Origin of the sequence: Streptomyces sp. NPDC013187 (assembly GCF_042899705.1) — a bacterium.
Taxonomy (GTDB): domain Bacteria; phylum Actinomycetota; class Actinomycetes; order Streptomycetales; family Streptomycetaceae; genus Streptomyces; species Streptomyces hawaiiensis_A.
On sequence record NZ_JBIBAF010000023.1, the window covers coordinates 36,161 to 62,268 of the forward strand.

Here is a 26,108-nt window from a genome sequence, read left to right on the forward strand (position 1 = left end):
GCGGGCCGTTGCACGGAGGGGACGAGCGAGCACTGGGGGTCGCCATGTCGGATACGCGCGCCGGGTGGTCGAACAGCGATCGTGCGCTGGCCGCGGGCAAGCTGATGCTCGCCTGGGTCGCGCTGCTGTGGCTGCTGGAAGTGGTCGACGTGGCCACGGGCCACGCGCTGGACGGCTTGGGCGTCACCCCGCGCGACCCGTCCGAGCTGGTCGATGTCGTCCCCTCGTCCTTCATCCACTTCGGTTTCGCCCATCTGGTGGCGAACTCCGTGCCGCTGCTGGTCCTCGGCTTCCTCGCCGCGCTCGCGGGCCTGCGCCGGTTCCTGCTCGTCTGTGCGCTGATCATCGTCGTCGACGGCCTGGGCGTCTGGCTCATAGCCCCGGACGGCACCAACACCGCGGGCGCGTCCGGCGTGATCTTCGGCCTCTTCGGCTTCCTCCTGGTCAGCGGCTTCGTCGAGCGCCGCCCCTGGGGCGTCCTGGCGGGCGTCCTGGTCGCCGCGATCTGGGGCGGCTCGATCCTGGCGGGCCTGGCTCCGACCCAGACGGGCGTCAGCTGGCAGGGCCATCTGCTGGGCCTGCTGGCGGGGGTGGCGGCGGCGTTCGTGTTCCGCCGCGACCGGGCGGCACCGCCCGCGCTCACACGGTGAGGCCGCGCACCAGCAGGTCAAGCAGCGCGCACACGAACAGGGCGATGCCGATGAAGCCGTTGACGCTGAAGAAGGCGCGGTTCACCCGGGAGAGGTCGTGGGGGCGCACGATCGAGTGCTCGTAGAGGAACGCGGCGGCGATGATCAGCAGGCCCAGCCAGAAGAAGGCGCCGGCGCCGGTGGCGAGGGCGTACCAGACGAAGAGGGCCGTGGTGAGGGTGTGGCAGACCCGGGCGCCCCAGATCGCGGCCGGGATGCCGAACCGCGCCGGGACGGACATGACGCCGATCTCCCGGTCGGTCTCCACGTCCTGGCAGGCGTAGATCAGGTCGAAGCCGCCGATCCAGATGCCTACGGCGAGACCGAGTATCACCGCGTCCCAGGACCACTCCCCCGAGATCGCCAGCCAGCCGCCGACCGGGCCCATGGCCTGGGCGAGGCCGAGGATGGCCTGCGGGAAGTTCGTGAACCGCTTGCCGTACGGGTAGACCACCATCGGGATCACCGCGATCGGGGCCAGCGCCAGGCACAGGGGGTTCAGCAGGGCGGCGGCACCCAGGAAGACGGCCAGGGCGATCAGCGCACCCGTCCAGGCGTGCTTCACCGACATGGCGCCGGTCACCAGCTCGCGCTGCGCCGTGCGCGGGTTCCGCGCGTCGATCTCCCGGTCGATGATCCGGTTGACCGCCATCGCGAAGGTGCGCAGCCCCACCATGCAGACGGTGACCAGCAGCAGCCTGCCCCAGTGGATGTTCTTGTCCCACTGGAACATCGCGGTGAGCGCGGCGATGTAGGCGAAGGGCAGCGCGAAGACCGAGTGCTCGATCATCACCAGCCGGAGGAACGCCTTGGTGCGTCCCGGCTGGGGGATCGCGGCGGAAGCGGAGGTCACAGTCCGTACTCCTTCCAGCGGCGGTCCACCTTCGCCGCCGTCTCCGGGTCCGACTCGACCATGTCGGGCCAGCCGCCGTCGCGCGTGTAGCCCTCCTCGGGCCACTTCTTCGTCGCGTCGATACCGGCCTTGCCGCCCCAGAACTGCTGGTAGGAGGCGTGGTCCAGATGGTCGACCGGGCCCTCGACGATGCTCAGGTCCCGGGCGTAGTCCGTGTTGCCCAGCGCCCGCCAGGCGACCTCGTGCAGATCGTGCACGTCACAGTCGGAGTCGACGACCACGATCAGCTTGGTCAGCGACATCATGTGCGCGCCCCAGATCGCGTGCATGACCTTCTGCGCGTGCTTGGGGTACTTCTTGTCGATCGAGACGATCGCGCAGTTGTGGAAGCCGCCCGCCTCCGGCAGGTGGTAGTCCACGATGTCCGGCACGATGATCTTCAGCAGCGGCAGGAAGAAGCGTTCCGTCGCCCGGCCCAGCGGCCCGTCCTCCGTCGGCGGGCGGCCCACGACGATGGACTGGAGCAGCGGCCGCTTCCGCATCGTGATGCAGTCGATCTTCAGCGCCGGGAAGGGCTCCTGCGGCGTGTAGAAGCCGGTGTGGTCGCCGAACGGCCCCTCGGGCAGCATCTCGCCCGGCTCCAGCCAGCCCTCGATCACGACCTCGGCCTGCGCCGGCACCTGGAGCGGCACGGTCTTGCAGTCGACCATCTCGATCCGCTTGCCCGCGAGGAACCCGGCGAACAGATACTCGTCGATGTCCCCGGGCAGCGGGGCGGTCGAGGCGTAGGTCACGGCGGGCGGACACCCAAAGGCGATCGCGACGGGCAGCCGCTCGCCCCGGCGCGCGGCCACCTGGTAGTGGTTCCGGCTGTCCTTGTGGATCTGCCAGTGCATGCCGATGGTGCGCTTGTCGTGCCGCTGGAGCCGGTACAGCCCGAGGTTGCGGACGCCGCTCTCCGGGTCCTTGGTGTGGGTCAGCCCCAGGTTGAAGAACGACCCGCCGTCCTTCGGCCAGGTGAAGAGGGCGGGCAGCTGGTCGAGGTCGACGTCGTCCCCGGTCAGGACGACCTCCTGCACGGGCCCGTCCTTCACCTTCTTCGGCGGTACGTGTGTCATCGCGCCGAGCTTGCCGAAGGCCTCCCGGACGCCGACGAAGCCGTGCGGCAGCTCGGGCTTGAGCAGCCCGCCGATCCGTTCGGTGATCTCGGCGTACGACTTCAGACCCAGGGCCTTCAGCAGCCGCCGGTCCGTGCCGAACACGTTCATCGCGAGGGGCATGCTCGACCCGCGCACGTTCTCGAAGAGCAGGGCGGGACCGCCGGACTTCTGCACCCGGTCGACGATCTCCCCGACCTCCAGATACGGGTCGACCTCGGCCTTGATGCGCTTGAGGTCACCCTCGCGCTCCAGCGCCCTGAGCAGGGAGCGAAGATCGTCGTAAGCCATGGGGTCCAGTATCCCCGAGCCGCTACCCTGGCCTGGAACCACCCACCGTTTTCGCTGAGAGGCCCCATGCTTCGGGTACTGATGTTCCTCGTGCCGCTGGCGCTCAGCGTGTACGCGTTCATCGACTGCATCAGCACGAGGGACGACGAGATCCGCCACATGCCCAAGCCGCTGTGGGCGCTCCTGGTGCTGGTGTTCCCGCTCGTCGGGTCGATCTCCTGGCTGATCGCCGGCAAGAAGCGGGTGCCCGCGGCGGAGCGCCCCCGGCAGTGGGTGGCCCCGGACGACAATCCCGACTTCCTGAAGTCGCTCGACGAGGACAAGAACAAGGACGACGACCCGAGGCGCGACGAGTCCTGAAGACACCGGCCTCACCGGCCGCGTGAAACCACTTGCCCTCGGTAAGCGCATGGTCGCCAATGGTGTCCATGGAGACACAGCAGCCACCGGGGCAGTGGGACGTACCGCCCCCGCCCTCCACTCCGCCGCGCGCCATGACGGACGTCGAACTGCGCGTCCACAAACGTCTGTTATGGGTCGGCACGGCCGCGTACCCCCTCCGCAACATCGCCCGGGTGTACACGTTCACCCTGCACCCCAAGCGCAAGGAGGCGGTCTTCCGCTTCCTGACCCGCGCTTTGATCACCCTGGCCGTGGGGGTCGGTCTGTCGATCATCGGCAGTCTGACGTTCCTCGACGGCCAGTCCACGGGCACCGGAGTCCTCACTTTCGTGTGGCTCGGCACGGGCGCGGCGCTGATCTACTTCTTCGTGGACATGCTCTCCGTCGTCACGGCCCAGTCGCACTACGTCCTCGCCGTCGAGACGGCCGGCCCGTCCACCGCGATGGTCACCAGCCGGAACCCGCAGCACCTCGACCAGCTCGTGGGCTACGTCGCGGGCGCGCTGGAGAACCCCGACACCGAGTTCCAGGTGACGGTGGAGCGCCTGACGATCAACTCGCCCACGAACTACCACTTCGGCGACAGCGTGAACATGTACGGCGGCAACGGGAACACGGGGATCGCGGCATGAGCGGCAACAACTATTACTACGGCGACAACGTCAACATGCACGGCGGCAGCGGCAACACGGGCATCGTGAAGCACGGCGCCACGGGCGACACGGACCCCGCCCTGCGGCTGGCCCTCGCCGAGCTGATCCGCGAGGTGCGGCAGTTGCGCGACCAGCTGCCGCAGCCGAGCGCGCAGCTCATCGACGAGTCCCTGCCGGTGCTGGCCGCGGACGCGGCGCCCGCGCAGGAGCGGCACCGGGCGCTGCTTGCCGTCGCCGCGATCGCCGCGGCCGTCGGGGCGGTGGGCCAGCCGGTGGCCGAGGCGGCCAACCGGATCCTGCAGATGGTGAGCGGGCAGTAGGTCAGCGCAGGGATCCGACGAACGCGGACCAGGCGGACCGGGTCACGACCAGGACCGGTCCGTCAGGGTTCTTGCTGTCGCGGACGGGGACGGTTTCGGGGTAAGCGGGGGCTATTTCGATGCAGTCCCCGCCGTTTGTGCCGCTGTAACTGCTCTTGATCCAGGTCGCCGCGCTGAGTTGATGGCTGCTCATCGTGCTCATACCCCTTCATCAAGTCGCTGATCAGAGCGGCTGATTGGCGGGCGGACAGCGCGTCAGCCCTGAGCACATCATAGGTGTGGCGATGCCTCGCGAAGAGGGCCGGATTGTCGTTGAAATGGCCCTGATCCAGCGACTCGGAGTACACCCACTGGTGGCCGTCCGGCAGCGTGATCAGCGACATGGATGTGTTGGGGCGGTCGACGCCGGGGTCGTCGGCCGGCACTACCTGGATGCGGATGTTGGGACGTCGCCCCGCCTCCAGCAAGTGGGCGAACTGATCGCGCATGATCGCCGGGCTACCCACCCTGGTGCGTAGGCAGCTCTCGTCAAGTACGACCACGAACAGGGGACCGGCCGGGGCGAGGAAGCGTTGCTGTCGACTCATCCGCGCCTTCACACGCTCTTCCACCTCGTCTTGGTCGGCGATGTGACGGGCGAACAGCGCCCACGCATAGTCCTGCGTCTGCAACAACCCGGGAATGACGTTGGTCTGGTACGCCAGCAGCGAGACTGCCTCCGCGTCCATCCGCACGCGCCGCTCGAACCAATCCGGATGCTCCACCTGCGGATACCAGTCGATCCGGCCCCACAGGCGAAGCAACACCCCACCCGTGCCCAGAAGGTCGTCACAAGTCTTGGCGAACGTGTCCTGCGGAACCCTCGTACCGGCCTCCACCCGCGCCACATGCGAACGGTCGCACGGGATCTGCCTCGCCAACGCCTCCTGCGTGAGCAGCGCCGCCTCACGGAAATGCCGCAGCACCTCTCCGAACACGGCGGCCGTACTCGCCCCCGACTCCGCTCCGCCGTTCCGTCGGCCCACGGCTCCCCCTCCGTGACAGTGCACCGGTGTCACACGCCAAGCATTGAACCGGACTGTTCCCGTGCGCAACGCTCGATACACCCAGAGTGACGGAGGTGCACGGAATGGAACCGGGAACGCTCGTCTACGACCCCCAGACGCGCAAGGTCGGCGAGTACCAGGACAGAACCGGCCCGTACGTGATGCTGCGCCCGGTCGGTGGCGGCCGGGAATGGCAGGCGGACCCGGCGAGGATCCGGGAGGCGACCCCGGACGAGCGGCTCAGTGCCGGCGTACGCGCGCTCAACGAGCGTTCCAGGGAGGGCTTGTCGGCCGATCCGACCCGGCCGCCCTCCCCGGTGCCCGGGTGCGCGGGCTGTGAGGAGCTGGCGCTGCGGCGGGACAGGGCGCGGGCGGCGTTCGACGGCAGTGCGGTGACGGACGCGAACGTGCTGCTGCGCCAGCACCAACGCGACGAGCACGGCGGGGAGTCGACCGGCCGCAGGCTCTTCCGGTACGTGCCGTACACGATCGTGCAGGACGTGTCGGCGCAGCCCGAGTACGAGGCGCGGTGCGTCTCGGGTGAGGAGGAGGACTGCGGGGCGGGTTCGGGCCCGTGCCAGGCGCCCGGCGAGGTGGAGGAGTGGCAGCGCAGGCACACCCAGGAGACGAGGCACCTGCGCTACCGCCGCAGCTTCGCGGACTACGCGGTGCTGGAGCGGCAGGGCTGACGGGGCAACCGTCGGGGCCGCCGCCCTGCGCACGCGCCACCGCCACCGCCACCGCCACCGCCACCGCCACACCGAACGAACCGGTCCACCGGTCCACCGGTCCACCGGTCGCCGCTGAGCCTGCCCGGCGTGCAGGCGAGGCGCGGGTGCGTCCGCCCGATGCCGATCGGCGATGCGACGGGCCGATGACCGCACACGGGGTTCGGCCACCCGCCTTTCCGGGCCGTCCGCTCGCTTCTCTCCCGTGCTGGAGCGGGCTGGGTCAAGGGTCGGCCGCAGGCCGATCGGCGGAGCCGACCCGGAGCGCCCTTGAGGCAGGCCGTGGAAGCACGACACTGGCAAGAAGCGGGCGGCCCCGACAGCACGTCTCGAGTCACCCTGTCGGCAACCCGCCCGTCCGGGGCGCCCGTACCTCCGCGACCTCCCCCGGGGCGCCCTCGGCCATGACCCGGCCCCCTCCCGCCCCGCCTACCGGCCCGAGGTCGATCAGCCAGTCCGACGCCTGCATCACCTCCGCGTTGTGTTCGATGGTGACGACGGAGTGGCCCGCGTCCACCAGCCGTTGCAGCACCCCGAGGAGCCGGGCCGTGTCCGCCGCGTGCAGTCCGGTCGTCGGCTCGTCGAGGACGTACAGCGTGCGGTCGCTCGCCCTGCGGCCCAGCTCCTTCGCCAGCTTGAGGCGTTGCGCCTCGCCGCCGGACAAGGTGGTCGCGGGCTGGCCCAGCGGCAGGTAACCGAGGCCCACGTCCGCCAGGCGGCGCAGGCGGCCGGCCACGGCGGGCACGTCCCGGAAGACGCCCAGCGCCTCGTCCACCGTCGCCTCCAGCACCTCCGCGATGTCGTTGCCCTCGTACCGGACGGCGAGCACCTCGGGCCGGAAGCGCCGCCCGTGGCAGGCCGGGCAGCGCACCTGGACCGCCGGGAGGAAGTGCATCCGTACGGTCAGCACACCGGCGCCCTCGCAGCGTTCGCAGCGCCCGCCCGGCACGTTGAAGGAGAAGCGGCCCGCGGGCAGACGTCCGGCCGCCGCGAAGGCCTCGCGGATCGGGGTGAAGACGTCCGAGTACGTCGCCGCGTTGGAACGGGGCACGCGGCCGACCGGCTCCTGGTCGATGAGGACGGCCTTGGACAGGTGCTCCCAGCCGTCGATGCCGTCGTGCTCGGCGGGCAGCTCGCCGGCCCCGTCGAAGCGCCGGCGGGCCGCCCGGCCGAGGATGTCCAGCAGCAGTGTCGACTTGCCCGAGCCGGACGGGCCGGTGACCGTCACCAGTCGCCCCAGCGGGATCCGTACGGTGACGTCCTTGAGGTTGTGCGCCCGCGCTCCCCTGATCAGCAGCGCCGTACCGGCGTCGCCGCGGCCGCGTGACCGGGGGGCCGGGAGCCTGCCCGAGAGGTATGCGCCGGTGACCGAGCCCGCCGTTCGCGCCACTTCCTGCGGGGTGCCCGCCGCGACGATCCGGCCGCCGTCCCGGCCCGCCCCCGGGCCGACGTCCACCACGTGGTCCGCCGCCCGCAGCACCTCCAGGTCGTGCTCGACGACGAGGACGGTGTTGCCCAGGTCGCGCAGGCGGCGCAGGACGCCGATCAGGCGGGCGGTGTCCGAGGGGTGCAGGCCGATGGTCGGCTCGTCCAGGACGTAGAGGACACCGGTCAGGCCGGAGCCGAGCAGGGCGGCCAGTCGCAGCCGCTGGGTCTCGCCGGCGGAGAGGCTGGGCGTGGCCTGGCCCAGGGTGAGGTAGCCGACTCCGACGTCCAGCAGGCGCCGTACCCGCTCCTCCAGGTCGGCGACGACCGGCTCCACGAGCAGCCACTCGTCCCCGCCCGACCGCTCGCGCAGGCCGCTCAGCCAGGTGCCGAGGTCGGTCAGCGGAAGCCGGGCGGCCTCGACGATGCCGAGGCCGTGCACGGTCACCGCCCGTGCCCGCACGCCCAGCCGGGTCCCGTCGCAGTCGGCGCAGGGCTGCTTCACCAGGCCCTGGCGCTCGGCCCGTTCGCGGTACTCGGGGTTGTCGGCGCGCTCGCTGTAGCGGCGCAGCAGCGCCGTCGCGACCCCTTCGAAGCGGCCCGCCGCGACGGTCGCCGGTGGGGCGGTCTCGGGGAAGTGCCGCCGGAAGTGGGGGCTTTCGACGCCGTGCAGCAGCAGGTCTCGTGCCCTGTCGTCCAGTTCGCCGACCGGTGTGTCCGGGTCGAAGGTGAAGCCGTAGTGGCCGGCGGCGGCCCGCAGCACGGGGAGGCTCCAGGCGGTGAACTTGGCGTTCCAGCCCTTCACCGCCCCGTGCGCGACCGGCTTCGCGTCGTCGAGCAGGCGCCGTACGTCGGGCCGGATCACCTCGCCCAGGCCGGTGCAGGCCGGGCAGGCTCCGGCGGGCTTGTTGAAGGAGAAGGAGCCCATGACCAGTTCGGGCACGGGCGTGCCGCAGTGCGGGCAGGGCCGCTGCTCCGCCTCGGCGTCCTCGTCGGCCTCGGTGCCGTCGGTGTGGGACGGCGGGATGTCCTCGCCGCAGCCGGGGCAGGGGCGGATGCCGATGCGGGACCACAGCAGACGCAGGTAGGTGAAGACCTCGGTGACCGTGCCGACCGTGGAGCGGGGGCTGCGGTTGGTGAGGTGCTGGTCGACGCTGATGGACGGGGACAGGCCGGTGATCGAGTCGACGGCGGGCTTGCCGGCGAAGCCGGTGACCATGCCCAGCGACTCCAGGTACTGCCGCTGGCCCTCCTGGTGGAGGGTGTCGAAGGCGAGGGTGGACTTGCCGGAGCCGGAGAGGCCGGTCAGGACGACCAGCTTGTTCTTCGGCAGGGAGAGGGAGACGTTCTTGAGGTTGTGGAGGCGTGCGCCGGTGACGCGGATGCAGTCGTCCATTCCTTCAAGTCTTCCATTGAAGTGTGGTGTTGAGACTTTCAAGGGTCCCTGAGCTTGACGTCTGCCGTAACCTTCAAATCGATGACGAACGACCGCCGCCTCCGTCCCGTCGACCTGGCCCGGCTCGCCGGTGTCTCGACGCAGCAGATCCGCAACTACGAGGACGCCGGTGTGCTCCCGCCGGCCGCGCGGACCGCGTCCGGCTACCGCGTCTTCGGCGAGGTGCACCGCGGCGCGCTGCTGGCGTACCGGACGCTGATGCGCGGGTACGGGCCGGTGACGGCGACGCACATCATGCGGACCGTGCACGAGGGGGACGTGCCGGGCGCGCTCGCGCTGCTCGACGCCGCGCATGCGGCGCTGCACGAGGAGCGGGTGTCCCTGCGGGCGGCGAGCGAGGCCCTGGAACTGCTCGCGGCCGGGCCGCCCGCCCCGCTGCCGCGTTCGGGCGGGCTGCGCATCGGGGAGGTGGCCGCGCTGCTGGGCGTGCGGACGTCGGCGCTGCGGGTGTGGGAGGGGGCCGGGCTGCTCACACCGGGACGCGAGCGCGGGACGGGGTACCGGGTGTACGAGCCGGCCGATGTGCGCGACGCCCGGCTCGTGCACACCCTGCGCCGCAGCCACTACCTGTTCGACCAGATCAGACCGGTGCTGGAGGGGCTGCGGCGGGAGGGCGGCAGTGCGGCGCTGCGGGCGGCCGTCGCGGCGCGCGGCGAGGCGCTCACGGCGCGCACCAGAGTCATGATCGAGGGCGCGGGCGCCCTGCACGCTCATCTCGACCGGCTCGCCGCAGCGGGGCCGGGTTATGAGGGGGCGGGGCGGGGTCATGGATGAGGTCATGGACCGGGCACAGGCACGCACATGGCTCACGACCGCCGTCGAGGAGGCCCGCACCGGGCTCGCCGAGGGCGGCATCCCGATCGGTGCCGCGCTGTACGGCGCCGACGGCACCCTGCTGGGCCGCGGCCGCAACCGCCGCGTCCAGGACGGTGATCCGTCCCTGCACGCGGAGACGGCGGCCTTCCGCGCGGCCGGGCGGCAACGCTCCTACCGGGGCACGACGATGGTGACGACCCTGTCGCCGTGCTGGTACTGCTCCGGGCTGGTGCGGCAGTTCGGCATCTCCCGCGTCGTGATCGGGGAGGACGTGACCTTCCACGGCGGCCACGACTGGCTGGCCGAGCACGGTGTGAAGATCGTGCTGCTGGACGACGACGAGTGCATCGGCCTGATGCGGGGCTTCATCGCGAGCAGCCCGGATCTGTGGAACGAGGACATCGGCGTCAACTGAGCGCACCGCCCGGGGTTCGCATCACCGTTCGGGATGCCATCCGATCCCCTGAAATGTAGCGACACCCGGTGTCGCCGGTGGCGGGTTCGCCATTCGTTTGGTCGGGTCTATCCCACCTGCGAACGGAGACGCCCTGTGCGAATGACTGACATCCAGCGCTGCGACGTACGACCTGGGCGACTCGTCGAATGGACGCTGAGCCCTGCCACCGTCGCGACGGCGAAGGCCCTGCCGGAGGACTCCAGGCCGCCCGCCTACATCCAGGAGTCGCATCTGCGGACGGCGCGGTCCGTGCGCGAGGACGGTCTGTTCGTACCCACCTGGCTCGGCGCGGCGTTCGACATCCCGGGGCGGGTCGACCTGGACGCGCTGGGCGAGGCGCTGCGCGGCTGGACCCTGCGGCACGAGACCCTGCGCAGCGGCTTTCGCTGGGCGGGCGGGCCGGGCGACTCGATCCGCCGCTTCACCCTCGATGAGGCCTCCGTCTCCCTGCACCGCGAGGACGCCGGCGAGTTCACCGATCCCGAGGCCCTGGCCCAGCACCTCCAGGACCGCTTCGACACCACCGCCGACGCGCTGCGCTGGCCGAACCTCATCTACACGGCCGTCGTCCGGGACGACAGCACCAGCGTGTACATGGCCTTCGACCACAGCAACGTCGACGCGTTCTCCATCTACCGCATCCCGGCGGAGATCCAGGAGCTGTACGCCGCTCATCTCACCGGCCGCGCCCCGGAGCAGTCGCCGGTCTCCAGCTACGTCGACTTCTGCGAGGCCGAGCGGGCCGACGCGGACCGGCTCGACGCGGACCACGAGATCGTCGCCCGCTGGCGGGAGTTCATCCGGCGCTGCGACGGGCGGCTGCCGAGCTTCCCCGTGGACCTCGGGCTGGATCCCGGGGCCGGGCTGCCGACGCAGAAGCTCATGCGCGAGATGCTCGTCGACGCGGACGCCGCCGCCGCGTTCGAGGCGTACTGCCGCCCCTATGGCGGTTCGCTCGTCGGGGTGCTGGCGGCGACCGCCCTGATCGTCCACGAGATCGGCGGTGAACCCGTCTACCGGACGGTGGTGCCCTTCCACACGCGGGCGAAGTCCGCGTACTCGGACTCGGTGGGCTGGTACGTCGGCGGCGCGCCGATCGAGGTGCCCGTCTCCCAGGCGCCCGACTTCCCCGCCGCGCTGAAGACCGTACGCGCCGCGCTGCATGCCACCCGGTCGCTGGCCCGCATGCCACTGGCCCGGGTGCTGCGCCTGCTCGGCGCGGACTTCCGGCCGACCTCCCCCGACATGTACTCGATCGTGTCGTTCGCCGACGCCCGCGGCATTCCCGAGTCCACGAGCTGGACCGAACGCAACGCCTACGGCCTGATCCGGGTGTCGTACGGCGACCAGGTCTGCGCCTGGGTCACCCGCCTCCACGAGGGCCTGTGGTTCGCGGCCCGCTACCCGGACACGGATGTCGCGCACAAGAACATGCGGCTGTACGCCGACCGGCTGCGCGACATCATCGCGTCGGTCGCGGACCACGCCCCCGCCCCCCGGCGGTGAGACACGCCGGCGGGGTCGGGGCGGGACACACCGGCGGGAGCTACACGCCCGCGTAGGAGTGCTTGCCGGAGACGAAGATGTTCACGCCGTAGTAGTTGAACAGCCAGCAGCCGAAGGCGATGAGGGCCAGGTAGGCGGCCTTGCGGCCCTTCCAGCCGGCGGTGGCGCGGGCGTGCAGGTAGCCGGCGTAGGCGACCCAGGTGATGAACGACCAGGTCTCCTTGGGGTCCCAGCCCCAGTAGCGGCCCCAGGCGTCACCGGCCCAGATGGCGCCCGCGATGATCGTGAACGTCCACAGCGGGAAGACGGCCGCGTTGACGCGGTAGGAGAACTTGTCGAGGGAGGCGGAGGAGGGCAGCCGCTCCAGGACGGAGGTCGCGAAGGTGCCGGGCGTGCCGCCGCTCGCGAGCTTGCTCTCGTAGGAGTCCTTGAACAGGTACAGGATCGTGCCGACCGCGCCGACGTAGAAGACCGCCCCGCAGAAGATCGCCGTCGAGACGTGGATGTACAGCCAGTACGAGTGCAGGGCCGGGACCAGCTGGTCGCTGGCGGTGTAGAGGACCGTGACCGCGAGGCCCAGGTCGAGCAGGACCGAGGTGATCAGGAACAGGCCGAGCCAGCGCACGTTCTTCTTCAGCGCCAGCAGTCCGAGGTACACGCCGACCGCGACCGTGGAGAACGTGATGTTGAACTCGTACATGTTGCCCCACGGGGCGCGCTCCACCGACAGGGCGCGGGTGAGGACACCGGCGAACTCGACCAGGAAGGCGAGCACCGTCAGGGAGATGGCGATCCGGCCGTACAGGTCGCCCTGCTCGTCACCGCCGTGCGCCCCGGGGCCGTCGGGCACGTCACGCTGACCGGACGCGGCCCGCACGGTGACCTTCGGCCGCTCCAGCACGGCGGTGCCGCCGGCCTGGTTCACGGTGACGGCCGGGGCCGCCTTCTGGGCGTCCGCCTTGCTGGTGAGCGCGGCGGCGGTCCTGGCGACCTTGCTGCGGCTGCCGAAGAGCCATTCGGCGATGTACGCGAAGAAGGCCAGGGTGTAGACGGCCATCGCGGAGTAGATCAGCACATTGCTGATGTTCGCGAGATTTTCGTTCGTGGCGGCGGCGAGAGTCACTGCTTCTCAGCCCCTTCGGCAGGTACGGGGGGTTCGGTACCCGGCTCCTGAGCGGGGTCGGGGGAATCTGCGGGGCCGTCGGGGCCGGGGGCACCCGGCGCCTGCTCGTAGAGGTCGCCGGCGAGGTGGCCCAGCTCCTCGGGGACCTTGGCGGACTCGCTGCGGCCGAGGCCGGCCATCTCGACGACGGTGACGCCGTCGGCGCCCTTGACCGCGCGCACCCAGACGCGGCGGCGCTGGATGAACAGGGAGGCGGCGAGGCCGCCGATCGCGGCGAGGGCACCGGCGAGGGCCCAGCCGCTGCCGGGCTGCTGGACGACCTGGAAGCCGGCCCACTCCTTGATGTCCTTGCCGAAGGTGACCGAACCGGCACCGTTCGGGAGCTTCATGGTCTCCCCGGGCTTCAGCAGCTTCTTGAAGAGCTTGCCCTGGGAGTCCTTGAACTCCTTCATGTTGGTGCGGTCCATCTGGTACACGCTCTGCGGGATGCCCGAGTCGGCCCCGAGGTCGCCGTGGTAGGCGGACAGCGCGAGCAGCGGGTTGTCCAGCGCCGGGAACTGCGACAGCATCGTGCCGCTGGCGGAGCCGCCGAAGGTCGGCACGAAGAAGGCGTTGAAGCCGAGCTGCTCCTTCTTGCCCTGGGCGTTGCGGTAGCCGTCGAGGACCTTGACGACACCGGAGGACGTGACGTTGGCGTCCAGCGGCAGCAGCGGTACGGCGTCGTCGAAGACGACCTTGCCGTTGGCGTCGCGGACGGTGATGACCGGCGCGTAGCCGTGGCTGACGAGGTAGACCTTGGAGTCGCCGATCTCCAGCGGGTGGTTCACCTCGACGGTGTCGTTCTCGTCCTTGCCGTAGGCGCCGGAGCTGTAGGTGATGTCCGCCTTGTAGACGCGCGGGGTGCCCTTGTTGGGGCCGGTGCGCTCGTAGGTGCCGGTGAACTTCTTCAGGTTGAAGCTGAACGGCACCAGGTCGTCCGACGTGAAGAGGTTGCCGGACTTGAAGTCGTCGTACTGGGTGAGGGTGTTGGAGAAGCCGTCACCCTCGACGACCAGCTTGTTGCCCTCGGACTTGTACAGCTGGCCCCAGGCGAAGGCGGTCAGCATCACGATGAGGGCGATGTGGAAGACGAGGTTGCCCACCTCGCGCAGGTAGCCCTTCTCGGCGGCGACGGCGTCCCCGGTGAGGTGGGTGCGGAAGCGGCGCTTCTTCAGCAGGGCCAGGGCGGCCTCGCGGACCTGCTCGGGTTCGGCCGTGGTGCGCCAGGTGGTGTGGGCGGGCAGCCGGGTCAGCCGCCGGGGCGCGCCGGGCGGCAGGCCGCGCAGCTGGCCGACGAACTGCCAGGTGCGGGGCACGATGCAGCCGATGAGGGAGACGAACAGCAGGATGTAGATCGCGGAGAACCACACCGAGCTGTAGACGTGGAACATGCCGATCTTGTCGTAGACGTCCCCGAGGGTCGGGTGGGCCCTGCGGAAGTCGGCGACCTTCGTCTCGTCCTGGCCGGACTGCGGGATGAGGGAACCGGGGATCGCGCCGAGGGAGAGCAGCAGGAGCAGCAGCAGGGCGACCCGCATGGAGGTGAGCTGCCGCCAGAACCAGCGGACCCAGCCGATGACGCCCAGGGACGGCAGGCTGGGCGCCTCCTCCTTGGGGGCGGTGGACAGCTGGGAGCCGGCTTCGCCCAGCTCCTGGTCCTCGGCGGCGGACGGGGCCGGGTCGGAGGCGGTGGTCTTGCTCATCGATCAGATCCCCACAGTGAAGCCGTCGGACCAGACCTGCATCTCCTGCACGATGCGGTCCCACGCGCCGGTCAGCAGCAGCAGACCGGTCACGATCATCATGGTGCCGCCGATCCGCATCACCCAGACGTAGTGGCGCTTGATCCAGCCGAAGGCTCCGAGGGCCTTGCGGAAGGCGACCGCGGCGAGCACGAACGGCACGCCCAGGCCCAGACAGTACGCGACGGTGAGGACGGCACCGCGTCCGGCGCTCCCCTGGTCGGAGGAGAGGGCCAGCACGGAGGCGAGGGTGGGCCCGATGCAGGGCGTCCAGCCGATGCCGAACAGCGCGCCGAGCAGGGGCGCGCCGACCAGCCCGGCCACGGGCCGCCGGTGGAAGCGGAACTCCCGCTGGGTGAGCCAGGGCATCAGGCCCATGAAGAAGACGCCCATGAGGATCATGAGGACGCCGAGCACCTTCGACAGGACGCCCTGCTGTTCCTGGAGCGTCTGTCCGAAGTAGCCGAACAGCGCCCCGGTGGAGACGAACACGGCGGTGAAGCCGAGCACGAACAGGGAGGCGCCCGCGACCATCCGGCCGCGCCGGGCCTCGGCGAGGTCGGTGCCCGCGACACCCGTCACGTAGGACAGGTAACCGGGCACCAGCGGCAGGACGCAGGGCGAGAAGAAGGAGACGAGTCCGCCGAGCAGCGCGATCGGCAGGGCCACGAGCAGGGCGCCGTTGAGCACCGTGCCGTTGGGGTCCGCCACCGCGGCGAGCGTGGTGACTGCGCTCACGTCGCTGCTCCGCTCACTTCTCGGCGACGACGGGCTTGAGCATCTTCAGCAGCCGTTCCTCGCTGAGCGCGGACAGGGAGCGGGCCGCGATCTTGCCGTCCCGGTCGAGGATGAGCGTGGAGGGGATCGCCTGCGGGTTGAGCGTGCCCTTCTTGAAGCGCAGCAGCAGCTTGCCGGTCGGGTCGTAGAGGCTGGGGTAGGTGATGCCCCAGTCCTTCTCGAAGGCGAGGGCGGCGCCGGTGGAGGTGTCGCGGGTGTTGATGCCGACGAACTGCACGCCCTTGTCCGCGTAGTCCTTGGAGACCTTCGCGAAGTACTTGGCCTCGGCGCGGCAGGGGTTGCACCAGGAACCCCAGACGTTGAGGACGACGACCTTGCCCTTGTAGTCGGCGACGTCGAGGGTCTTGCCCGCGATGGTCTTGCCGGACAGGTCGGGTGCCTGAGTGCGCTTGCCCTCGGCGACCGTGGCGACGCCGTCGGTGCCGGTGACGAAGTTGGTGTTGCCGCCCCCGCCGGAGGTGCCGCCGGAGCCGCACGCGGAGACGAGCAGCGCGGTCGCGGCGAGACCCGCGGTCAGGGCGGCGCTGCGGCGGACACGGCGGGTGCGCTCGGTGGCACGGGTCGTGCGGTTCGAACGCTGGGGGGCGCTGTCGGCACTCATGTGAAAAGTTTCGCATGCCCGTTCTGGGGGTCTCGCCCACCCCCCTTGCGGGCGGAAAACCGCATTTCAGGCGGCGTTCTTCGAGGCGTCTCCGCCGGACGTGGAGGCCTTGCCGGTGAACTCCCGCCAGCCACCGGCCGGCTGCTGCCCGACCCCGAGGGTACGGAGCTTGTCGAGCACCTCGGGCTTCTGCACGTCGAGCCAGTCGGTGAACTGCCGGAACGAGACGAGACGCACATCCGCGCCCTTCTCCTTCTCGCGGGCGATGTGCTTGAAGGCCTCTTCGACGGCGTCCATGTAGATGCCGCCGTTCCACTGCTCGAAGTGGTTGCCTATGAAGAGGGGTGCCCGGTTTGTCTCGTATGCCCGCTTGAATCCCTGGATGTACGCCTGCGCCGACTGCTTGCGCCAGCCCGGGTAGTTGTGGGCGGGTGCCTTCGTGGTCGCGAGGGACTGGTTGGCGAGCATGTTGTAGTCCATCGACAGGACCTCGAAGCCGCGGCCGGGGAAAGGTATCTGCTGGAGGGGCAGGTCCCAGATCCCCTGCTTCTTCGCCGGCCAGACCTGGAGGCCGCCGGGCGAGGAGGCGTCGTAGCGCCAGCCGAGTTCGCGGGCGGTGGGCAGCAGGTTGTCCTGGCCGAGCAGGCAGGGCGTACGGCCGCCGACGAGTTCCTTGTCGTAGTCGAACGGCAGCGACGGCAGGTCGGTCCACCCGGTGTTGGTGCGCCACTCCTTCACGAAGGACTTCGCCTGGTCGATCTCGCTGCGCCACTGCCGGGGCGTCCAGTTCTTGACCGAGCCGTGGGACTCGCCGCAGAAGTGCCCGTTGAAGTGGGTGCCGATCTCGTGGCCCTCCAGCCAGGCCCGGCGGACGTTCTTCAGGGTCGCCTTGACGTGGTCGTCGGTGAGGTAGCCGATGTCGGAGGCACCGCGCGGGTTGTTCGGCGGGTTGTACAGGCGCTTCTTCGACTCGGGCAGCAGGTACAGCCCGGACAGGAAGAAGGTCATACTCGCGCCGTGCTCCTTGGCGAGGTCCAGGAAGCGCGGGAAGAGGCCGTTGCCGACCTCGCCGGCGCCGTCCCAGGAGAACACCACGAACTGGGGCGGGGTCTGCCCCGGCTCCAGCGGCTCGGGCCTGGCGGGCTGGTGGGGCTGCTTGCCGGTGTGGCTGGTGGATCCGTCGCCGATGGGGCGGGCGGTGGGCTTCGGCTTCGGCTTCGATCCGCCCTGGACGGAGTCGCCGCCGGAACCGTCGGCGTGGCCGGAGTCGTCCGAGCCCGTGAGCCCGCCGCATCCGGCGAGTGAGACGGCGGCGGCTCCCGCGCCGAGTCCGAGCATTCCCCTGCGGGAGAGAGCGCGCATGGCATCCCCGATTCGTCACGTCGTGCTGGTCACCCAGTCAGAGGCCGTGACGAAGAACGGGGTTCCGCTCAAATGCGCAGATTCCGTAACGAAGCAGTCGTAAGCGCTCATAAGGGGGCGAACGAAAGGCTTTGCGTGCCTGCCGAACGCCCCCTGTAGGCGGGTCCGGGAAATTACGCCCCGAAGGCCTTGGCCTGCCCCTTCACCGGCCTGGCACCGGCGAGGAGATGGGCCGGGACGAGATCGCGGGCCGGCTCGCTGTAGCCGACGGAGACGATCCGGTCGCCGCGATACGTGAACGTCGTCAGCGACGCCAGCGTGCACTGGCGCTTGCGCGGGTCGTGCCAGAGGCGGCGGCGCTCGACGTAGGACCGGACGATCCAGATGGGCAGCTGGTGGCTGACCACGACCGCCTCGTGCCCGCGGGCCTTGTCCTTCGCCGCGCTCAGCGCGCTCATCATGCGGACGACCTGGTCGACGTACGGCTCGCCCCAGGACGGCCGGAACGGGTTGACCAGGTGCTTCCAGTTGCCGGGGTTGCGCAGCGCCCCGTCCCCGACACCGAAGGTCTTGCCCTGGAAGATGTTGTCGGCCTCGATCAGCCGCTCGTCGGTCGCCAGGTCCAGCCCATGCGCCTTGGCGATCGGCTCGGCCGTCTCCTGCGCACGCTCCAGCGGCGAGGCGACGACGTGCGTCACATCGCGGCCGGACAGGTGCTCGGCGACCCGGTCGGCCATGCGGCGCCCCAGGTCGGAGAGGTGGTAGCCGGGGAGGCGGCCGTAGAGGATGCCGTCCGGGTTGGCGACCTCGCCGTGCCGCATGACGTGGACGACGGTGATGTCCTCGGCGCTGTTGTTCCGCTGGTCGCTCATGCCGTGGCCTCCGCAGCCGCCCGGGCCGCCGCCGGAAGGGCGTCGGCGATCCGCTGCACGGCCCGCTCGTCGTGCGCGGTGGACACGAACCAGGACTCGAAGGAGGACGGCGGCAGGTAGACGCCGTCGGCGAGCAGCGAGTGGAAGAACGCGGTGAAGCGGAAGGACTCCTGCGTCTTGGCGTCCTCGTAGTTGCGCACCGGCCGGTCCGTGAAGAACACCGAGAACATGTTGGAGGCGTTCTGGAGCGTGTGCGCCACGCCCTCCTTGGTCAGGGCGTCGGTGACCAGGCCCTGGATCTGCTTCGACACCGCGTCGACCTTGGCGTAGGCGGCGTCGTCGAGGAGCCTCAGCTGGGCGAGCCCGGCGGCGGTGGCGACGGGGTTACCGGAGAGGGTGCCGGCCTGGTAGACGGGCCCGGCCGGGGCGAGGTGGGCCATGACGTCCGCGCGCCCGCCGAAGGCCGCCGCGGGGAAGCCGCCGCCCATGACCTTGCCGAAGGTCATCAGGTCCGGGACGACGCCGTCGACCCCGAACCACCCGGCCCGGCTGGTCCGGAAGCCGGTCATGACCTCGTCGGAGATGTAGAGCGCGCCGTTCTCGGCGCAGAGGTCCTTCAGGCCCTGGTTGAACCCGTCGGCGGGCGGTACGACGCCCATGTTGCCCGGGGAGGCCTCGGTGATCACGCAGGCGACCTCGCCGGGGTGGGCCAGGAAGGCCTCGCGTACGGCGTCGAGGTCGTTGTACGGCAGCACGATCGTGTCGCCGGCCTGGGCGCTGGTGACACCCGGGGTGTCGGGCAGCGCGAAGGTGGCGACGCCGCTGCCGGCCGCGGCGAGCAGCGAGTCGACGTGCCCGTGGTAGCACCCGGCGAACTTGATCACCTTGGTGCGCCGGGTGAAGCCGCGGGCGAGCCGGATCGCGGACATGGTCGCCTCGGTGCCGCTGGATACGAGCCGCACCTGCTCCAGCGGCGCGACACGGGCGACCATCTCCTCGGCGAGCGCGACCTCGCCCTCACCGGGCGTACCGAAGGACGTGCCGCGGGAGACGGCGTCCTGCACGGCGGCGATCACCTCGGGGTGGGAGTGCCCGAGGATCATGGGCCCCCAGGAGCACACGAGGTCGACGTATTCCCTGCCGTCGGCGTCGGTCAGATAGGGGCCGGTGCCGGACACCATGAACCGCGGCGTGCCGCCGACGGCTCGGAAGGCCCGCACCGGTGAGTTCACGCCGCCGGGCGTGACGGCCGCCGCGCGGTCGAACAGAGCCTGCGAGGCCGGTGCTTCATACGGATATGCCAGTTCACTCATGACCTGCGACTTCTCCGACCTTCTCCGACGCTGTCGGGCTCCGGGTGCCAGTGACCTGTTCAGGGTAGGCCAGGGGCGCGGGCGGGCGGGGCGCGGGACAACCGACCCCGGGGTCGCCGTCGTCTGCGAGACTGGACCCTGATACACACAGCTCGCACGGCCCGGCGTGGTCGGAGGCTGCGGACATCCTGCGGACAGTTGTTTCAGCGCACGTTTCGGCGGGCGGCCGTGGGGGAGGTCACTGACACGATGATCGGGTTGCGCGGCGGGGGCGACGCGTTCTGGGAAAGCAGTCGGGTGGAGATATGCATCGCGGTGGCGGACTGGGCGAGGGGACCGATGACCTGGGTCCTCGACGTGCCCGGCGGGGACGACACCGGCGCGAGGCGGAGGACGCTCAGGAACCGCGTCGGACACAGGGTTCAGCGAGTGAACCGGAGCGGGCCGCCGGACGTACTGAACGTCAGGTGGACGATCTTCCTGAACGTCAGGTCGATGATCTTCGGGCCGGGAGCAGCGGGAATGGTGGTCGGGTGGGGGTGACGTACAAGTACTTCGGCGCGCCCGACGGTGCGACTGCGGCCCGCGTCCCGATCTCGATGCGCCCCGAGGAGCTCGGCGGTGACGAGCTCGGCATGAACGGCATGTTCACGAAGATCAAGCCGGAGACCATGGCGGCGATGGTCCTCACGGGCATCGAGGGCGTCCCCCTGCACAAGGTCCCGCCCCTGGAGCTCGTCGTCCTGCACCCCGACTACGCCGTGGTCAAACTCCCCATGACGGTCGTCGACCCCCTGCGCGGCATCGGCGAGGAGGCGGTCGGCGCGGCGGCCTTCATCTGGTCGACGGTCCCGGACCGCGGCGGCCCCCGGGACGCGTTCAACGTCTACCAACTGCTGCACGAGTGGCAGGACTTCTCGCACCGGCTGCATGAGGCGGGGCATCAGCCGTATTGCCTGGTGTGGCCCTGAGCTGGGGTTTCATGGGTTAGGCGGGGTTTTCGGACCCCGCCCTTCGCGTGTACCGACTCCGGTTCCCGGAAAGCATCATCGATCGCCTTACGACTGCGGCTGGCCGGTGCAGCGCATCGGCTCCCACCAGTGCGGTGTCATTCAATCGAGTCACGCATGGCGAGTGGGTCCCTGGACGCCTGTGATCGGTGCGAAAGCGGTCGCGGCGACCACGAAGCGCGGGTCCAGCGCCGCCCACAGGCCCTCCAACAGCGCGTCCGCGTCCTGGGCGTCAGTGCTCACCTCCAGGTGGCGCCGGGCTGTCGAAATGGTGTCTCCATCCGACTGGTAGGTGCTGAGCACCACCGCCTGGCCTGGAGCCAGATTGCCCAGCGCGACAACGGTGGTGTCCGCGCTCTCCCGCTCACCCTCCGGACGGCGTGCCGCGCCGAACCAGGACCGCTGACCGACGCGGTCCACGACTGCGGTGATCCGCGGCGTGTAGATCGGCGGGTCCGGCTCGTAGCTGAGGTCCTCCAACGCGCTGCCGGGCGCAAGGCCCTTCGCCAGCCGAGCAGCAACCTCAGTCACCTGTTCCCCGTTGCCATAGACGGCCCATCGCTCGTCCGCGGTCGCGGCGGAGTAGTGCCGCAGGCTGTCGTGGCCCGTGGCGCCGACCGGCACCACGTTCAGCTCACCGGACGTGGTGTGTTCCAACCGACGAGCACGGGATGCCTCACTCCGTCCGGTGAGTGCGTAGCCGGCGGTCAGTTCCTCGTTCAAGGTGCGTGCCAGCAAAATGAGTCGGCCGGGATAGGGGTTGTCTCGAAGGGCTTCCAGGATCGTGGTCATGCGCCAGCGCCTTTCAGGTTCGACTCGGTACGAGATCTGCCAAACGGAAGAGCGGGGTGAGTATCACACCAGAGCGCGCGAGCGCTTCGGCGGCGCCTTGGCGGCGGTCCAGGAGGACGAACACACCGACCACCTCGTGCCCAGCCTCGTCGACGACGGGGCGCAGCAGCTCGGGAGGCAAGGCCGGTATGTGGTCGCACAGTTCGTTGACGGCCGTGACGTAGCGACCGGAGTCGAGCACACCCGCCGTCACTACGATCGCTGCGCATGGACTGGTTGGAGCGCACCGCGAAGTTGAGGCAGTGGACCAGAAACGGGGCACGGGCACCCCACAAGCCTCTGCTGCTGCTCTACGCTCTCGGCCGGTTCCAAGAGGACGCCGACAGTGAATTGCGGTACAGCGCGGTGGAGAAGGACCTGCTGCGACTGCTGGCCGAGTACGGACCGCCCAACAGGACCACGCCTGCCTACCCTTTCCACCATCTGATCAGTGACGGTGTATGGGAAGTCCGTACCGCCCATGGCCATGGGAGTCCGGGCAGTGGCCCACGGGATCTCCGGGAATCGGGTGCCACCGGACGACTTGTCCCGGAGCTCAGGGATGCTCTGAGGCGCGAACCACTGCTGCTGCACCGGGTGGCACGGGCGTTACTCGAACTGCATTTCCCTCCCTCGCTCCACAGCGAGCTGTGTGAAGCAGTCGGTCTGGATCTGGAACCGGCGGCGACCGAGCGGCTTTCCGCAGCCCGGAGGCAGCGTGACCGGCGCATGCGTGAGCTGGTGCTGACCGCTTACGAGTACCGGTGCGCGTTCTGCGGTTACGACGGCAGGATCGGCACCGTTCCGGTGGGACTGGAGGCCGCACACGTCCGTTGGTGGGCCTTCGACGGACCTGACGACGTCGACAACGGGCTCTGCCTGTGCTCGCTGCATCACAAACTCTTCGACAAGGGCGTCCTCGGCGTGGATGACGGTCACCGCATCCTGGTCTCGCAGCGCTTCGTCGGCCACAGCCCCGCCGCCCGGGGCCAGGTCACAGCGCTTGCGGGGCGTCCGCTCCTCGGCCCACAACCGGGCTCACGCCCTGTCGCTGCCGGCCACCGCTCCTGGCACACCCGTCAGGTCTTTCATGGCGATCCACGCCCCGCAGCGCAGACCTGAACCGAAACCGCCAGAGCTTCGCAGGGGACGGAGTAAAAAAACCTCCGGCCGTGTCATGAGATCGGGCTTGCCGAACCTCTTCAGACATGTAAGGCCGCGGCCCTGGGCGACAGGGCAGAGCGCGGTCCCGGTTTCGAGGAGGTGTTCCGTGGAGATTGCGGGCGCGTTGTTGTCCATCGTCATCGTCCTGGCGCCGAGCCTGAAGGGGTGGGTGGACAGCGTGTCCTACCGCAACCGAGCGCAGGGCAGGGCGGCTGTGATTCGGGCTCGACGTGGGCAAGGGGATGACTGCGGGGGCGCCAGGCATGCCCGCGGGTGGGGGAAGAACCGTGACCAGTGATTCCGGCGAAGTGTCTGCCGAGGCCATGGGAGTCCTGTACCAGGATCATCTCGGGGAAATGCAAGCGTATGCCCGCCGGCTGCTGGCCGACGAGCGGCTGCCGGAATCCGCGCTGTCCGCAGAGGACGTCGTACAGACCGCGTTCGCCAAGGCCCTGCGCGCCCCGGCACAGATCCGCGAACCCCGTGCCTACCTCTACGCTGTGATCCGCAGCGACGTACGAGCTGCGAGTCGGCAGTACGCACGGCGGGCGGCCCCGGCCGTGGCACCCGTCGTCACGACGCAAGCGCCGGACGTGCACATCGCGGACTTCAGCGATCTGGTGGCCAATCGCCTGGCGGTCTACAAGGCCCTGTACGACTCGCCTCCTCAGCAGAGGACTGCGGTGTGGGCGACCAAAGCACTGGACTACACCCAGGCGGAGACGGCCGAGGCCATGAAGAAGAAGCCGGGGACGGTCGCCACCCATGTCGTGCGGGCCGTGGCCGCACTCCGGATCCATCTGGCCGCCCTGCTCGTGACGGGGATCATCGTGCTGTCCCTCAAAGGGAGCCGTCTCCTGAGGGCCATGCAGCCCCCGGCGGGCAGCCCCCAGGGGCGTCCGCCGCAGATGCCGCCCACCTCGACGTGGATCTACCTGGCCGTTGGCTGCCTGCTCCTCCTCGGCTCCGTCCGCTTGGTGAGGAGCTTGTGGTCGCGCCGTCGGCGGGCCATCGAGGAGGGAGGAACCTTCGCGCCACGTCCCCTCATGGACCGGATCCGGGAGGCGCGTTCGCCCGGCCACCTCAGTGGGGCAGTCCCTCGGAATTCACCTCGACGGGCAGCAAGGTCCGACGACGACCTGCCGGAGGAGGAAGATCCGTACGGCTTCCCACGGACCCTCACCCGCCTCCCGGAGCCGCAGGTGTACGGGCGCACTCAGACCCAGGCGGCCACGAGGGCACTTCCGGGGCACATGAGCAGGGGAAACCCCGTCGGCCATTCAGTAGCACCGGGCGGGGCTCTCGGGCTGCGCCGTTGACATGTGCCCTGTTCCGTCCGGGCACGTGTGATGCGGTCCGCGCCCCGAGACGGCGTGCGCGACGGCCTCCTCGCGTGGGCGGCCCGGCCTCGCGGGAGGCCTCAGGCGATCGCATAGTCACCGACGGCCGGTTCGAGGAGGTCGAAGGCGTGTGCCGCCTCCTGCGCGATCGTCCGGGCGATCTCGTCGTTGGTGTGCCCGGCCAGGGTCAGGTCCTGGATGCGCTGGAACAGGACGCGGTGCACGGCGCCGAGGAGGCCGGCGACCGTGCGGACGGTGATGTCGCCCGGCTGCGCACCGACGGCCTCGGCGAGGGCTTCGGCCAGCAGGAGTTCGCGCTGGTCGTGCAGGCTGCGCAGGCACGCCGACAGAGTGGGGCTGTCGGCGATCATGCGGGAGAAGTCGGGGCCGGCGAATCCGGCGACCGGGTCCTGCGCCGCGACGGCGGCCTCGAAGGCACGGCGCAGCGCCGCGAGGGCGGACTCCCCCGGGCGGCGTGACGTCACGACCCGCGCCGGCGCGGCTGCGAACTCGTCCTGGTGGTCGAGGGCCAAGTCCTCTTTGCGCGCGAAGTAGTTGGTCACCGTCTTCTTCGCGACGCGGGAAGCCGCTGCGATCTCGGCGATGGTGGTGTTCTCGAAGCCCTGCTCGATGAAGAGCCGTGTCGCGTGGTCGGAGATCAGCTGTCGCGTCTCCTGCTTCTTCGCTTCCCGCAGGCCCAGCGGGGCGGAGGCCCCTGCTGTGGCGGCACTCTCCGCGGCGCTCGTCTCGGTTTCCATGAGGGGAATCTTACTCCGGTGGTAAAAGTACGTTTACAGCAGCGGGTGCATGGTAGTAATCTTACTACCGACGTAAGATCAGTTCCCAGGGGCCATCACCCCGACCTCACAGCCCGGACAAGGAACCCACTTGAGGATCACTGCCTCCACCGTCTCCCTCACCGTCGAAGACATCGCGGCCTCCCGCAGTTTCTTCACCGCGCACTTCGGCTACCGGGAACAGGCCGCGGCCGAAGGATTCGCCTCCCTCACCCGCGACGATGCCGCCGTCGATATCGTCCTGCTGCAAAGGGGCACCGACGTCCTGCCCGCCGACCAGCGCGACCGGCACGCCGGCGGACTGATCCTCGCCTTCACCGTCACCGGCCTCGAAGCCGAGGAGAGACGACTGCGTTCCGAAGGCGTCGACATCACGATGCCCCTGCGCGAAGAGCCATGGGGAGAGCGCCTGTTCCAGGTCACCGACCCCAACGGCGTCGTCGTCCAGCTCGTCGAATGGGCCACACCGGACCACTCCTGAGCCCCTCACCCATCCAGCAGACCCGGAAGAGAGAGCACCGCATGCGAAAGCTCGTGTACTACATCGCCACCACGCTGGACGGTTTCATCGCGGGCCCGGACGGCGCCGACCCCACGGGCCCGGACGGCTTCTGGCCGATCCCTGGGGACTACATCCAGCACCTTGTGACGGAGTACCCCGAGACCTTGCCCGTCCAGGCCCGGGCGGCCCTGTCCGTCACCGCGGAGGGCACGCGCTTCGACACCGTCCTGGAAGGACGGCGCAGCTACGAGATCGGCCTCAAGGCCGGCATCGACGACGCCTACCCCCACCTGCGTCACCTGGTCTTCTCCCGGACCCTCGCCGAGGCCCCGGCCCCTGCCGTCGAACTGGTCGCCGACAACGCCGTGGAGAAGGTGCGGCAGTTGAAGCAGGAGGACGGCAAGGACATCTGGCTGCTGGGCGGCGCGGAGCTGGCCGGTGCCCTGTACGGCGAGATCGACCAGCTCGTCCTCAAGATGGCACCGTTGACCATCGGCGCCGGAATCCCGCTCTTCTCCCCCAAGGCCGCCTTCGATCCGCGCGGCTGGGAACTCACCGACCACACCGTGCTCGACAGCGGCGCGGCCATCGTCACCTACGGGCGCGCGCCCGGGAACTGAAGCCTCCGTCAAGACCCGGCCGACCTCGCTGCAGCCCCCTGAGACGTCCGCGCCGGTCGGGGACAGGGGGCTGGGCGGGCCGTCGGGCGGGACACCGCGTCAGGCCTACGCGTGGCGGGGTCTTGTTCGGCTGCCTCGGCCGGTCGAACCGGGCGGGGGGGGATGAGTCGGGCCCCGAACGGGCAGGACCGGTGC

At 70.1% G+C, this 26,108-nt stretch carries 29 protein-coding genes; 14 read left to right on the plus strand and 15 right to left on the minus strand.

The window, feature by feature from the left end:
* Nucleotides 1-44 precede the first annotated feature (44 nt).
* The gene (locus tag ACFY5B_RS35915; protein ID WP_389978226.1) at nt 45-650 is read left to right on the plus strand and encodes a rhomboid family intramembrane serine protease; all 606 of its coding nucleotides are present in this window, start codon (nt 45-47) and stop codon (nt 648-650) included.
* On the opposite strand, the gene mqnP is transcribed toward ACFY5B_RS35915, so the two are convergent.
* A complete protein-coding gene (mqnP, locus tag ACFY5B_RS35920) occupies nt 640-1,542 on the minus strand; it encodes a menaquinone biosynthesis prenyltransferase MqnP (protein WP_389978229.1) in 903 nt (300 codons plus the stop codon). The genes ACFY5B_RS35915 and mqnP overlap by 11 nt on opposite strands.
* Complete coding sequence (locus ACFY5B_RS35925; protein ID WP_266455983.1) at nt 1,539-2,990, minus strand: menaquinone biosynthesis decarboxylase; 1,452 nt, start codon at nt 2,988-2,990, stop codon at nt 1,539-1,541. The genes mqnP and ACFY5B_RS35925 overlap by 4 nt, the downstream gene beginning before the upstream one ends.
* Before the next feature lie 66 nt (nt 2,991-3,056).
* Between ACFY5B_RS35925 and ACFY5B_RS35930 the strand changes: the two genes are divergently transcribed.
* From ACFY5B_RS35930 to ACFY5B_RS35940, 3 genes are all read left to right on the plus strand, one after another.
* Nucleotides 3,057-3,350, plus strand: a complete 294-nt coding sequence (locus ACFY5B_RS35930) for a PLD nuclease N-terminal domain-containing protein (protein ID WP_389978233.1) — start codon at nt 3,057-3,059, stop codon at nt 3,348-3,350.
* A gap of 68 nt (nt 3,351-3,418) precedes the next feature.
* Nucleotides 3,419-4,024, plus strand: a complete 606-nt coding sequence (locus ACFY5B_RS35935) for a DUF6232 family protein (protein ID WP_389978236.1) — start codon at nt 3,419-3,421, stop codon at nt 4,022-4,024.
* The gene (locus tag ACFY5B_RS35940) at nt 4,021-4,365 is read left to right on the plus strand and encodes a hypothetical protein (RefSeq protein ID WP_389978239.1); all 345 of its coding nucleotides are present in this window, start codon (nt 4,021-4,023) and stop codon (nt 4,363-4,365) included. The genes ACFY5B_RS35935 and ACFY5B_RS35940 overlap by 4 nt, the downstream gene beginning before the upstream one ends.
* Nucleotide 4,366: 1 nt before the next feature.
* Here the strand turns inward: ACFY5B_RS35940 and ACFY5B_RS35945 are convergent, their stop codons facing one another.
* On the minus strand, nt 4,367-4,480 hold the full coding sequence (locus ACFY5B_RS35945) for a DUF397 domain-containing protein (protein WP_257028075.1): 114 nt from the start codon (nt 4,478-4,480) through the stop codon (nt 4,367-4,369).
* Nucleotides 4,428-5,342, minus strand: a complete 915-nt coding sequence (locus ACFY5B_RS35950) for a Scr1 family TA system antitoxin-like transcriptional regulator (RefSeq protein WP_389978242.1) — start codon at nt 5,340-5,342, stop codon at nt 4,428-4,430. The genes ACFY5B_RS35945 and ACFY5B_RS35950 overlap by 53 nt, the downstream gene beginning before the upstream one ends.
* A 152-nt stretch (nt 5,343-5,494) precedes the next feature.
* On the opposite strand from ACFY5B_RS35950, the gene ACFY5B_RS35955 reads away from it, so the two are divergent.
* The gene (locus ACFY5B_RS35955; protein ID WP_389978245.1) at nt 5,495-6,100 is read left to right on the plus strand and encodes a hypothetical protein; all 606 of its coding nucleotides are present in this window, start codon (nt 5,495-5,497) and stop codon (nt 6,098-6,100) included.
* A 373-nt stretch (nt 6,101-6,473) separates the two neighbouring features.
* On the opposite strand, the gene uvrA is transcribed toward ACFY5B_RS35955, so the two are convergent.
* Nucleotides 6,474-8,960, minus strand: coding sequence for an excinuclease ABC subunit UvrA (uvrA, locus tag ACFY5B_RS35960; protein ID WP_389978248.1), 2,487 nt, complete (start codon nt 8,958-8,960; stop codon nt 6,474-6,476).
* A gap of 81 nt (nt 8,961-9,041) precedes the next feature.
* Here uvrA and ACFY5B_RS35965 point away from each other — a divergent pair, with 81 nt between their 5' ends.
* From ACFY5B_RS35965 to ACFY5B_RS35975, 3 genes are all read left to right on the plus strand, one after another.
* On the plus strand, nt 9,042-9,794 hold the full coding sequence (locus tag ACFY5B_RS35965; RefSeq protein WP_389978251.1) for a MerR family transcriptional regulator: 753 nt from the start codon (nt 9,042-9,044) through the stop codon (nt 9,792-9,794).
* Between the two features lie 4 nt (nt 9,795-9,798).
* On the plus strand, nt 9,799-10,251 hold the full coding sequence (locus ACFY5B_RS35970; RefSeq protein ID WP_389978253.1) for a nucleoside deaminase: 453 nt from the start codon (nt 9,799-9,801) through the stop codon (nt 10,249-10,251).
* Nucleotides 10,252-10,386: 135 nt separating this feature from the next.
* The gene (locus tag ACFY5B_RS35975; protein ID WP_389978256.1) at nt 10,387-11,799 is read left to right on the plus strand and encodes a condensation domain-containing protein; all 1,413 of its coding nucleotides are present in this window, start codon (nt 10,387-10,389) and stop codon (nt 11,797-11,799) included.
* Between the two features lie 40 nt (nt 11,800-11,839).
* Here ACFY5B_RS35975 and ccsB read toward each other — a convergent pair whose 3' ends face one another.
* The 7 genes from ccsB to hemL form a co-directional block, all read right to left on the minus strand.
* Nucleotides 11,840-12,922, minus strand: coding sequence for a c-type cytochrome biogenesis protein CcsB (gene ccsB, locus ACFY5B_RS35980; protein ID WP_389978259.1), 1,083 nt, complete (start codon nt 12,920-12,922; stop codon nt 11,840-11,842).
* Nucleotides 12,919-14,664: a cytochrome c biogenesis protein ResB gene (locus ACFY5B_RS35985; RefSeq protein ID WP_389978262.1), complete on the minus strand. Its 1,746-nt coding sequence runs from the start codon at nt 14,662-14,664 to the stop codon at nt 12,919-12,921. Before ACFY5B_RS35985 ends, ccsB begins: the two co-directional genes overlap by 4 nt.
* A gap of 3 nt (nt 14,665-14,667) precedes the next feature.
* On the minus strand, nt 14,668-15,441 hold the full coding sequence (locus tag ACFY5B_RS35990; protein ID WP_104787268.1) for a cytochrome c biogenesis CcdA family protein: 774 nt from the start codon (nt 15,439-15,441) through the stop codon (nt 14,668-14,670).
* 13 nt (nt 15,442-15,454) lie between these two features.
* On the minus strand, nt 15,455-16,102 hold the full coding sequence (locus ACFY5B_RS35995; RefSeq protein ID WP_389978266.1) for a TlpA family protein disulfide reductase: 648 nt from the start codon (nt 16,100-16,102) through the stop codon (nt 15,455-15,457).
* Between the two features lie 66 nt (nt 16,103-16,168).
* Entirely contained in the window at nt 16,169-17,464 is a 1,296-nt protein-coding gene (locus tag ACFY5B_RS36000; RefSeq protein ID WP_389978269.1) for a polysaccharide deacetylase family protein, read from the minus strand.
* A 173-nt stretch (nt 17,465-17,637) separates the two neighbouring features.
* A complete protein-coding gene (locus ACFY5B_RS36005; protein ID WP_389978272.1) occupies nt 17,638-18,336 on the minus strand; it encodes a histidine phosphatase family protein in 699 nt (232 codons plus the stop codon).
* Entirely contained in the window at nt 18,333-19,649 is a 1,317-nt protein-coding gene (hemL, locus tag ACFY5B_RS36010; protein WP_389978274.1) for a glutamate-1-semialdehyde 2,1-aminomutase, read from the minus strand. The genes ACFY5B_RS36005 and hemL overlap by 4 nt, the downstream gene beginning before the upstream one ends.
* 198 nt (nt 19,650-19,847) lie before the next feature.
* Between hemL and ACFY5B_RS36015 the strand changes: the two genes are divergently transcribed.
* Entirely contained in the window at nt 19,848-20,192 is a 345-nt protein-coding gene (locus ACFY5B_RS36015) for a hypothetical protein (protein ID WP_389978277.1), read from the plus strand.
* Nucleotides 20,183-20,620, plus strand: a complete 438-nt coding sequence (locus ACFY5B_RS36020) for a hypothetical protein (protein ID WP_003974483.1) — start codon at nt 20,183-20,185, stop codon at nt 20,618-20,620. Before ACFY5B_RS36015 ends, ACFY5B_RS36020 begins: the two co-directional genes overlap by 10 nt.
* A 150-nt stretch (nt 20,621-20,770) precedes the next feature.
* On the opposite strand, the gene ACFY5B_RS36025 is transcribed toward ACFY5B_RS36020, so the two are convergent.
* On the minus strand, nt 20,771-21,451 hold the full coding sequence (locus ACFY5B_RS36025) for an IMP cyclohydrolase (RefSeq protein ID WP_389978280.1): 681 nt from the start codon (nt 21,449-21,451) through the stop codon (nt 20,771-20,773).
* Between the two features lie 13 nt (nt 21,452-21,464).
* Nucleotides 21,465-21,692: a hypothetical protein gene (locus ACFY5B_RS36030; RefSeq protein ID WP_389978283.1), complete on the minus strand. Its 228-nt coding sequence runs from the start codon at nt 21,690-21,692 to the stop codon at nt 21,465-21,467.
* 26 nt (nt 21,693-21,718) lie between these two features.
* On the opposite strand from ACFY5B_RS36030, the gene ACFY5B_RS36035 reads away from it, so the two are divergent.
* Nucleotides 21,719-22,612, plus strand: a complete 894-nt coding sequence (locus ACFY5B_RS36035; protein WP_389978286.1) for a phosphorothioated DNA-binding restriction endonuclease — start codon at nt 21,719-21,721, stop codon at nt 22,610-22,612.
* Between the two features lie 365 nt (nt 22,613-22,977).
* Nucleotides 22,978-23,973 (plus strand): RNA polymerase sigma factor, encoded by a 996-nt coding sequence (locus ACFY5B_RS36040; RefSeq protein WP_389978400.1) that lies wholly within the window; start codon nt 22,978-22,980, stop codon nt 23,971-23,973.
* Nucleotides 23,974-24,074: 101 nt separating this feature from the next.
* On the opposite strand, the gene ACFY5B_RS36045 is transcribed toward ACFY5B_RS36040, so the two are convergent.
* The gene (locus ACFY5B_RS36045) at nt 24,075-24,752 is read right to left on the minus strand and encodes a TetR/AcrR family transcriptional regulator (protein WP_389978289.1); all 678 of its coding nucleotides are present in this window, start codon (nt 24,750-24,752) and stop codon (nt 24,075-24,077) included.
* Nucleotides 24,753-24,882: 130 nt separating this feature from the next.
* Between ACFY5B_RS36045 and ACFY5B_RS36050 the strand changes: the two genes are divergently transcribed.
* Nucleotides 24,883-25,272, plus strand: a complete 390-nt coding sequence (locus tag ACFY5B_RS36050) for a VOC family protein (protein ID WP_389978292.1) — start codon at nt 24,883-24,885, stop codon at nt 25,270-25,272.
* 41 nt (nt 25,273-25,313) lie between these two features.
* Complete coding sequence (locus tag ACFY5B_RS36055; RefSeq protein ID WP_389978295.1) at nt 25,314-25,913, plus strand: dihydrofolate reductase family protein; 600 nt, start codon at nt 25,314-25,316, stop codon at nt 25,911-25,913.
* Nucleotides 25,914-26,108: the final 195 nt, after the last annotated feature.

Bases quoted from the DNA above. Each gene is read 5' to 3' on its own strand.
- ACFY5B_RS35915 (WP_389978226.1), top strand. From the start codon at position 45: ATGTCGGATACGCGCGCCGGGTGGTCGAACAGCGATCGTGCGCTGGCC.
- ACFY5B_RS35925 (WP_266455983.1), bottom strand. From the start codon at position 2,990: ATGGCTTACGACGATCTTCGCTCCCTGCTCAGGGCGCTGGAGCGCGAG.
- ACFY5B_RS35930 (WP_389978233.1), top strand. From the start codon at position 3,057: ATGCTTCGGGTACTGATGTTCCTCGTGCCGCTGGCGCTCAGCGTGTAC.
- ACFY5B_RS35935 (WP_389978236.1), top strand. From the start codon at position 3,419: ATGGAGACACAGCAGCCACCGGGGCAGTGGGACGTACCGCCCCCGCCC.
- ACFY5B_RS35940 (WP_389978239.1), top strand. From the start codon at position 4,021: ATGAGCGGCAACAACTATTACTACGGCGACAACGTCAACATGCACGGC.
- ACFY5B_RS35955 (WP_389978245.1), top strand. From the start codon at position 5,495: ATGGAACCGGGAACGCTCGTCTACGACCCCCAGACGCGCAAGGTCGGC.
- uvrA (WP_389978248.1), bottom strand. From the start codon at position 8,960: ATGGACGACTGCATCCGCGTCACCGGCGCACGCCTCCACAACCTCAAG.
- ACFY5B_RS35965 (WP_389978251.1), top strand. From the start codon at position 9,042: ATGACGAACGACCGCCGCCTCCGTCCCGTCGACCTGGCCCGGCTCGCC.
- ACFY5B_RS35970 (WP_389978253.1), top strand. From the start codon at position 9,799: ATGGACCGGGCACAGGCACGCACATGGCTCACGACCGCCGTCGAGGAG.
- ACFY5B_RS35985 (WP_389978262.1), bottom strand. From the start codon at position 14,664: ATGAGCAAGACCACCGCCTCCGACCCGGCCCCGTCCGCCGCCGAGGAC.
- ACFY5B_RS35995 (WP_389978266.1), bottom strand. From the start codon at position 16,102: ATGAGTGCCGACAGCGCCCCCCAGCGTTCGAACCGCACGACCCGTGCC.
- ACFY5B_RS36000 (WP_389978269.1), bottom strand. From the start codon at position 17,464: ATGCGCGCTCTCTCCCGCAGGGGAATGCTCGGACTCGGCGCGGGAGCC.
- ACFY5B_RS36005 (WP_389978272.1), bottom strand. From the start codon at position 18,336: ATGAGCGACCAGCGGAACAACAGCGCCGAGGACATCACCGTCGTCCAC.
- hemL (WP_389978274.1), bottom strand. From the start codon at position 19,649: ATGAGTGAACTGGCATATCCGTATGAAGCACCGGCCTCGCAGGCTCTG.
- ACFY5B_RS36025 (WP_389978280.1), bottom strand. From the start codon at position 21,451: ATGACCACGATCCTGGAAGCCCTTCGAGACAACCCCTATCCCGGCCGA.
- ACFY5B_RS36035 (WP_389978286.1), top strand. From the start codon at position 21,719: ATGGACTGGTTGGAGCGCACCGCGAAGTTGAGGCAGTGGACCAGAAAC.
- ACFY5B_RS36040 (WP_389978400.1), top strand. From the start codon at position 22,978: ATGGGAGTCCTGTACCAGGATCATCTCGGGGAAATGCAAGCGTATGCC.
- ACFY5B_RS36045 (WP_389978289.1), bottom strand. From the start codon at position 24,752: ATGGAAACCGAGACGAGCGCCGCGGAGAGTGCCGCCACAGCAGGGGCC.
- ACFY5B_RS36055 (WP_389978295.1), top strand. From the start codon at position 25,314: ATGCGAAAGCTCGTGTACTACATCGCCACCACGCTGGACGGTTTCATC.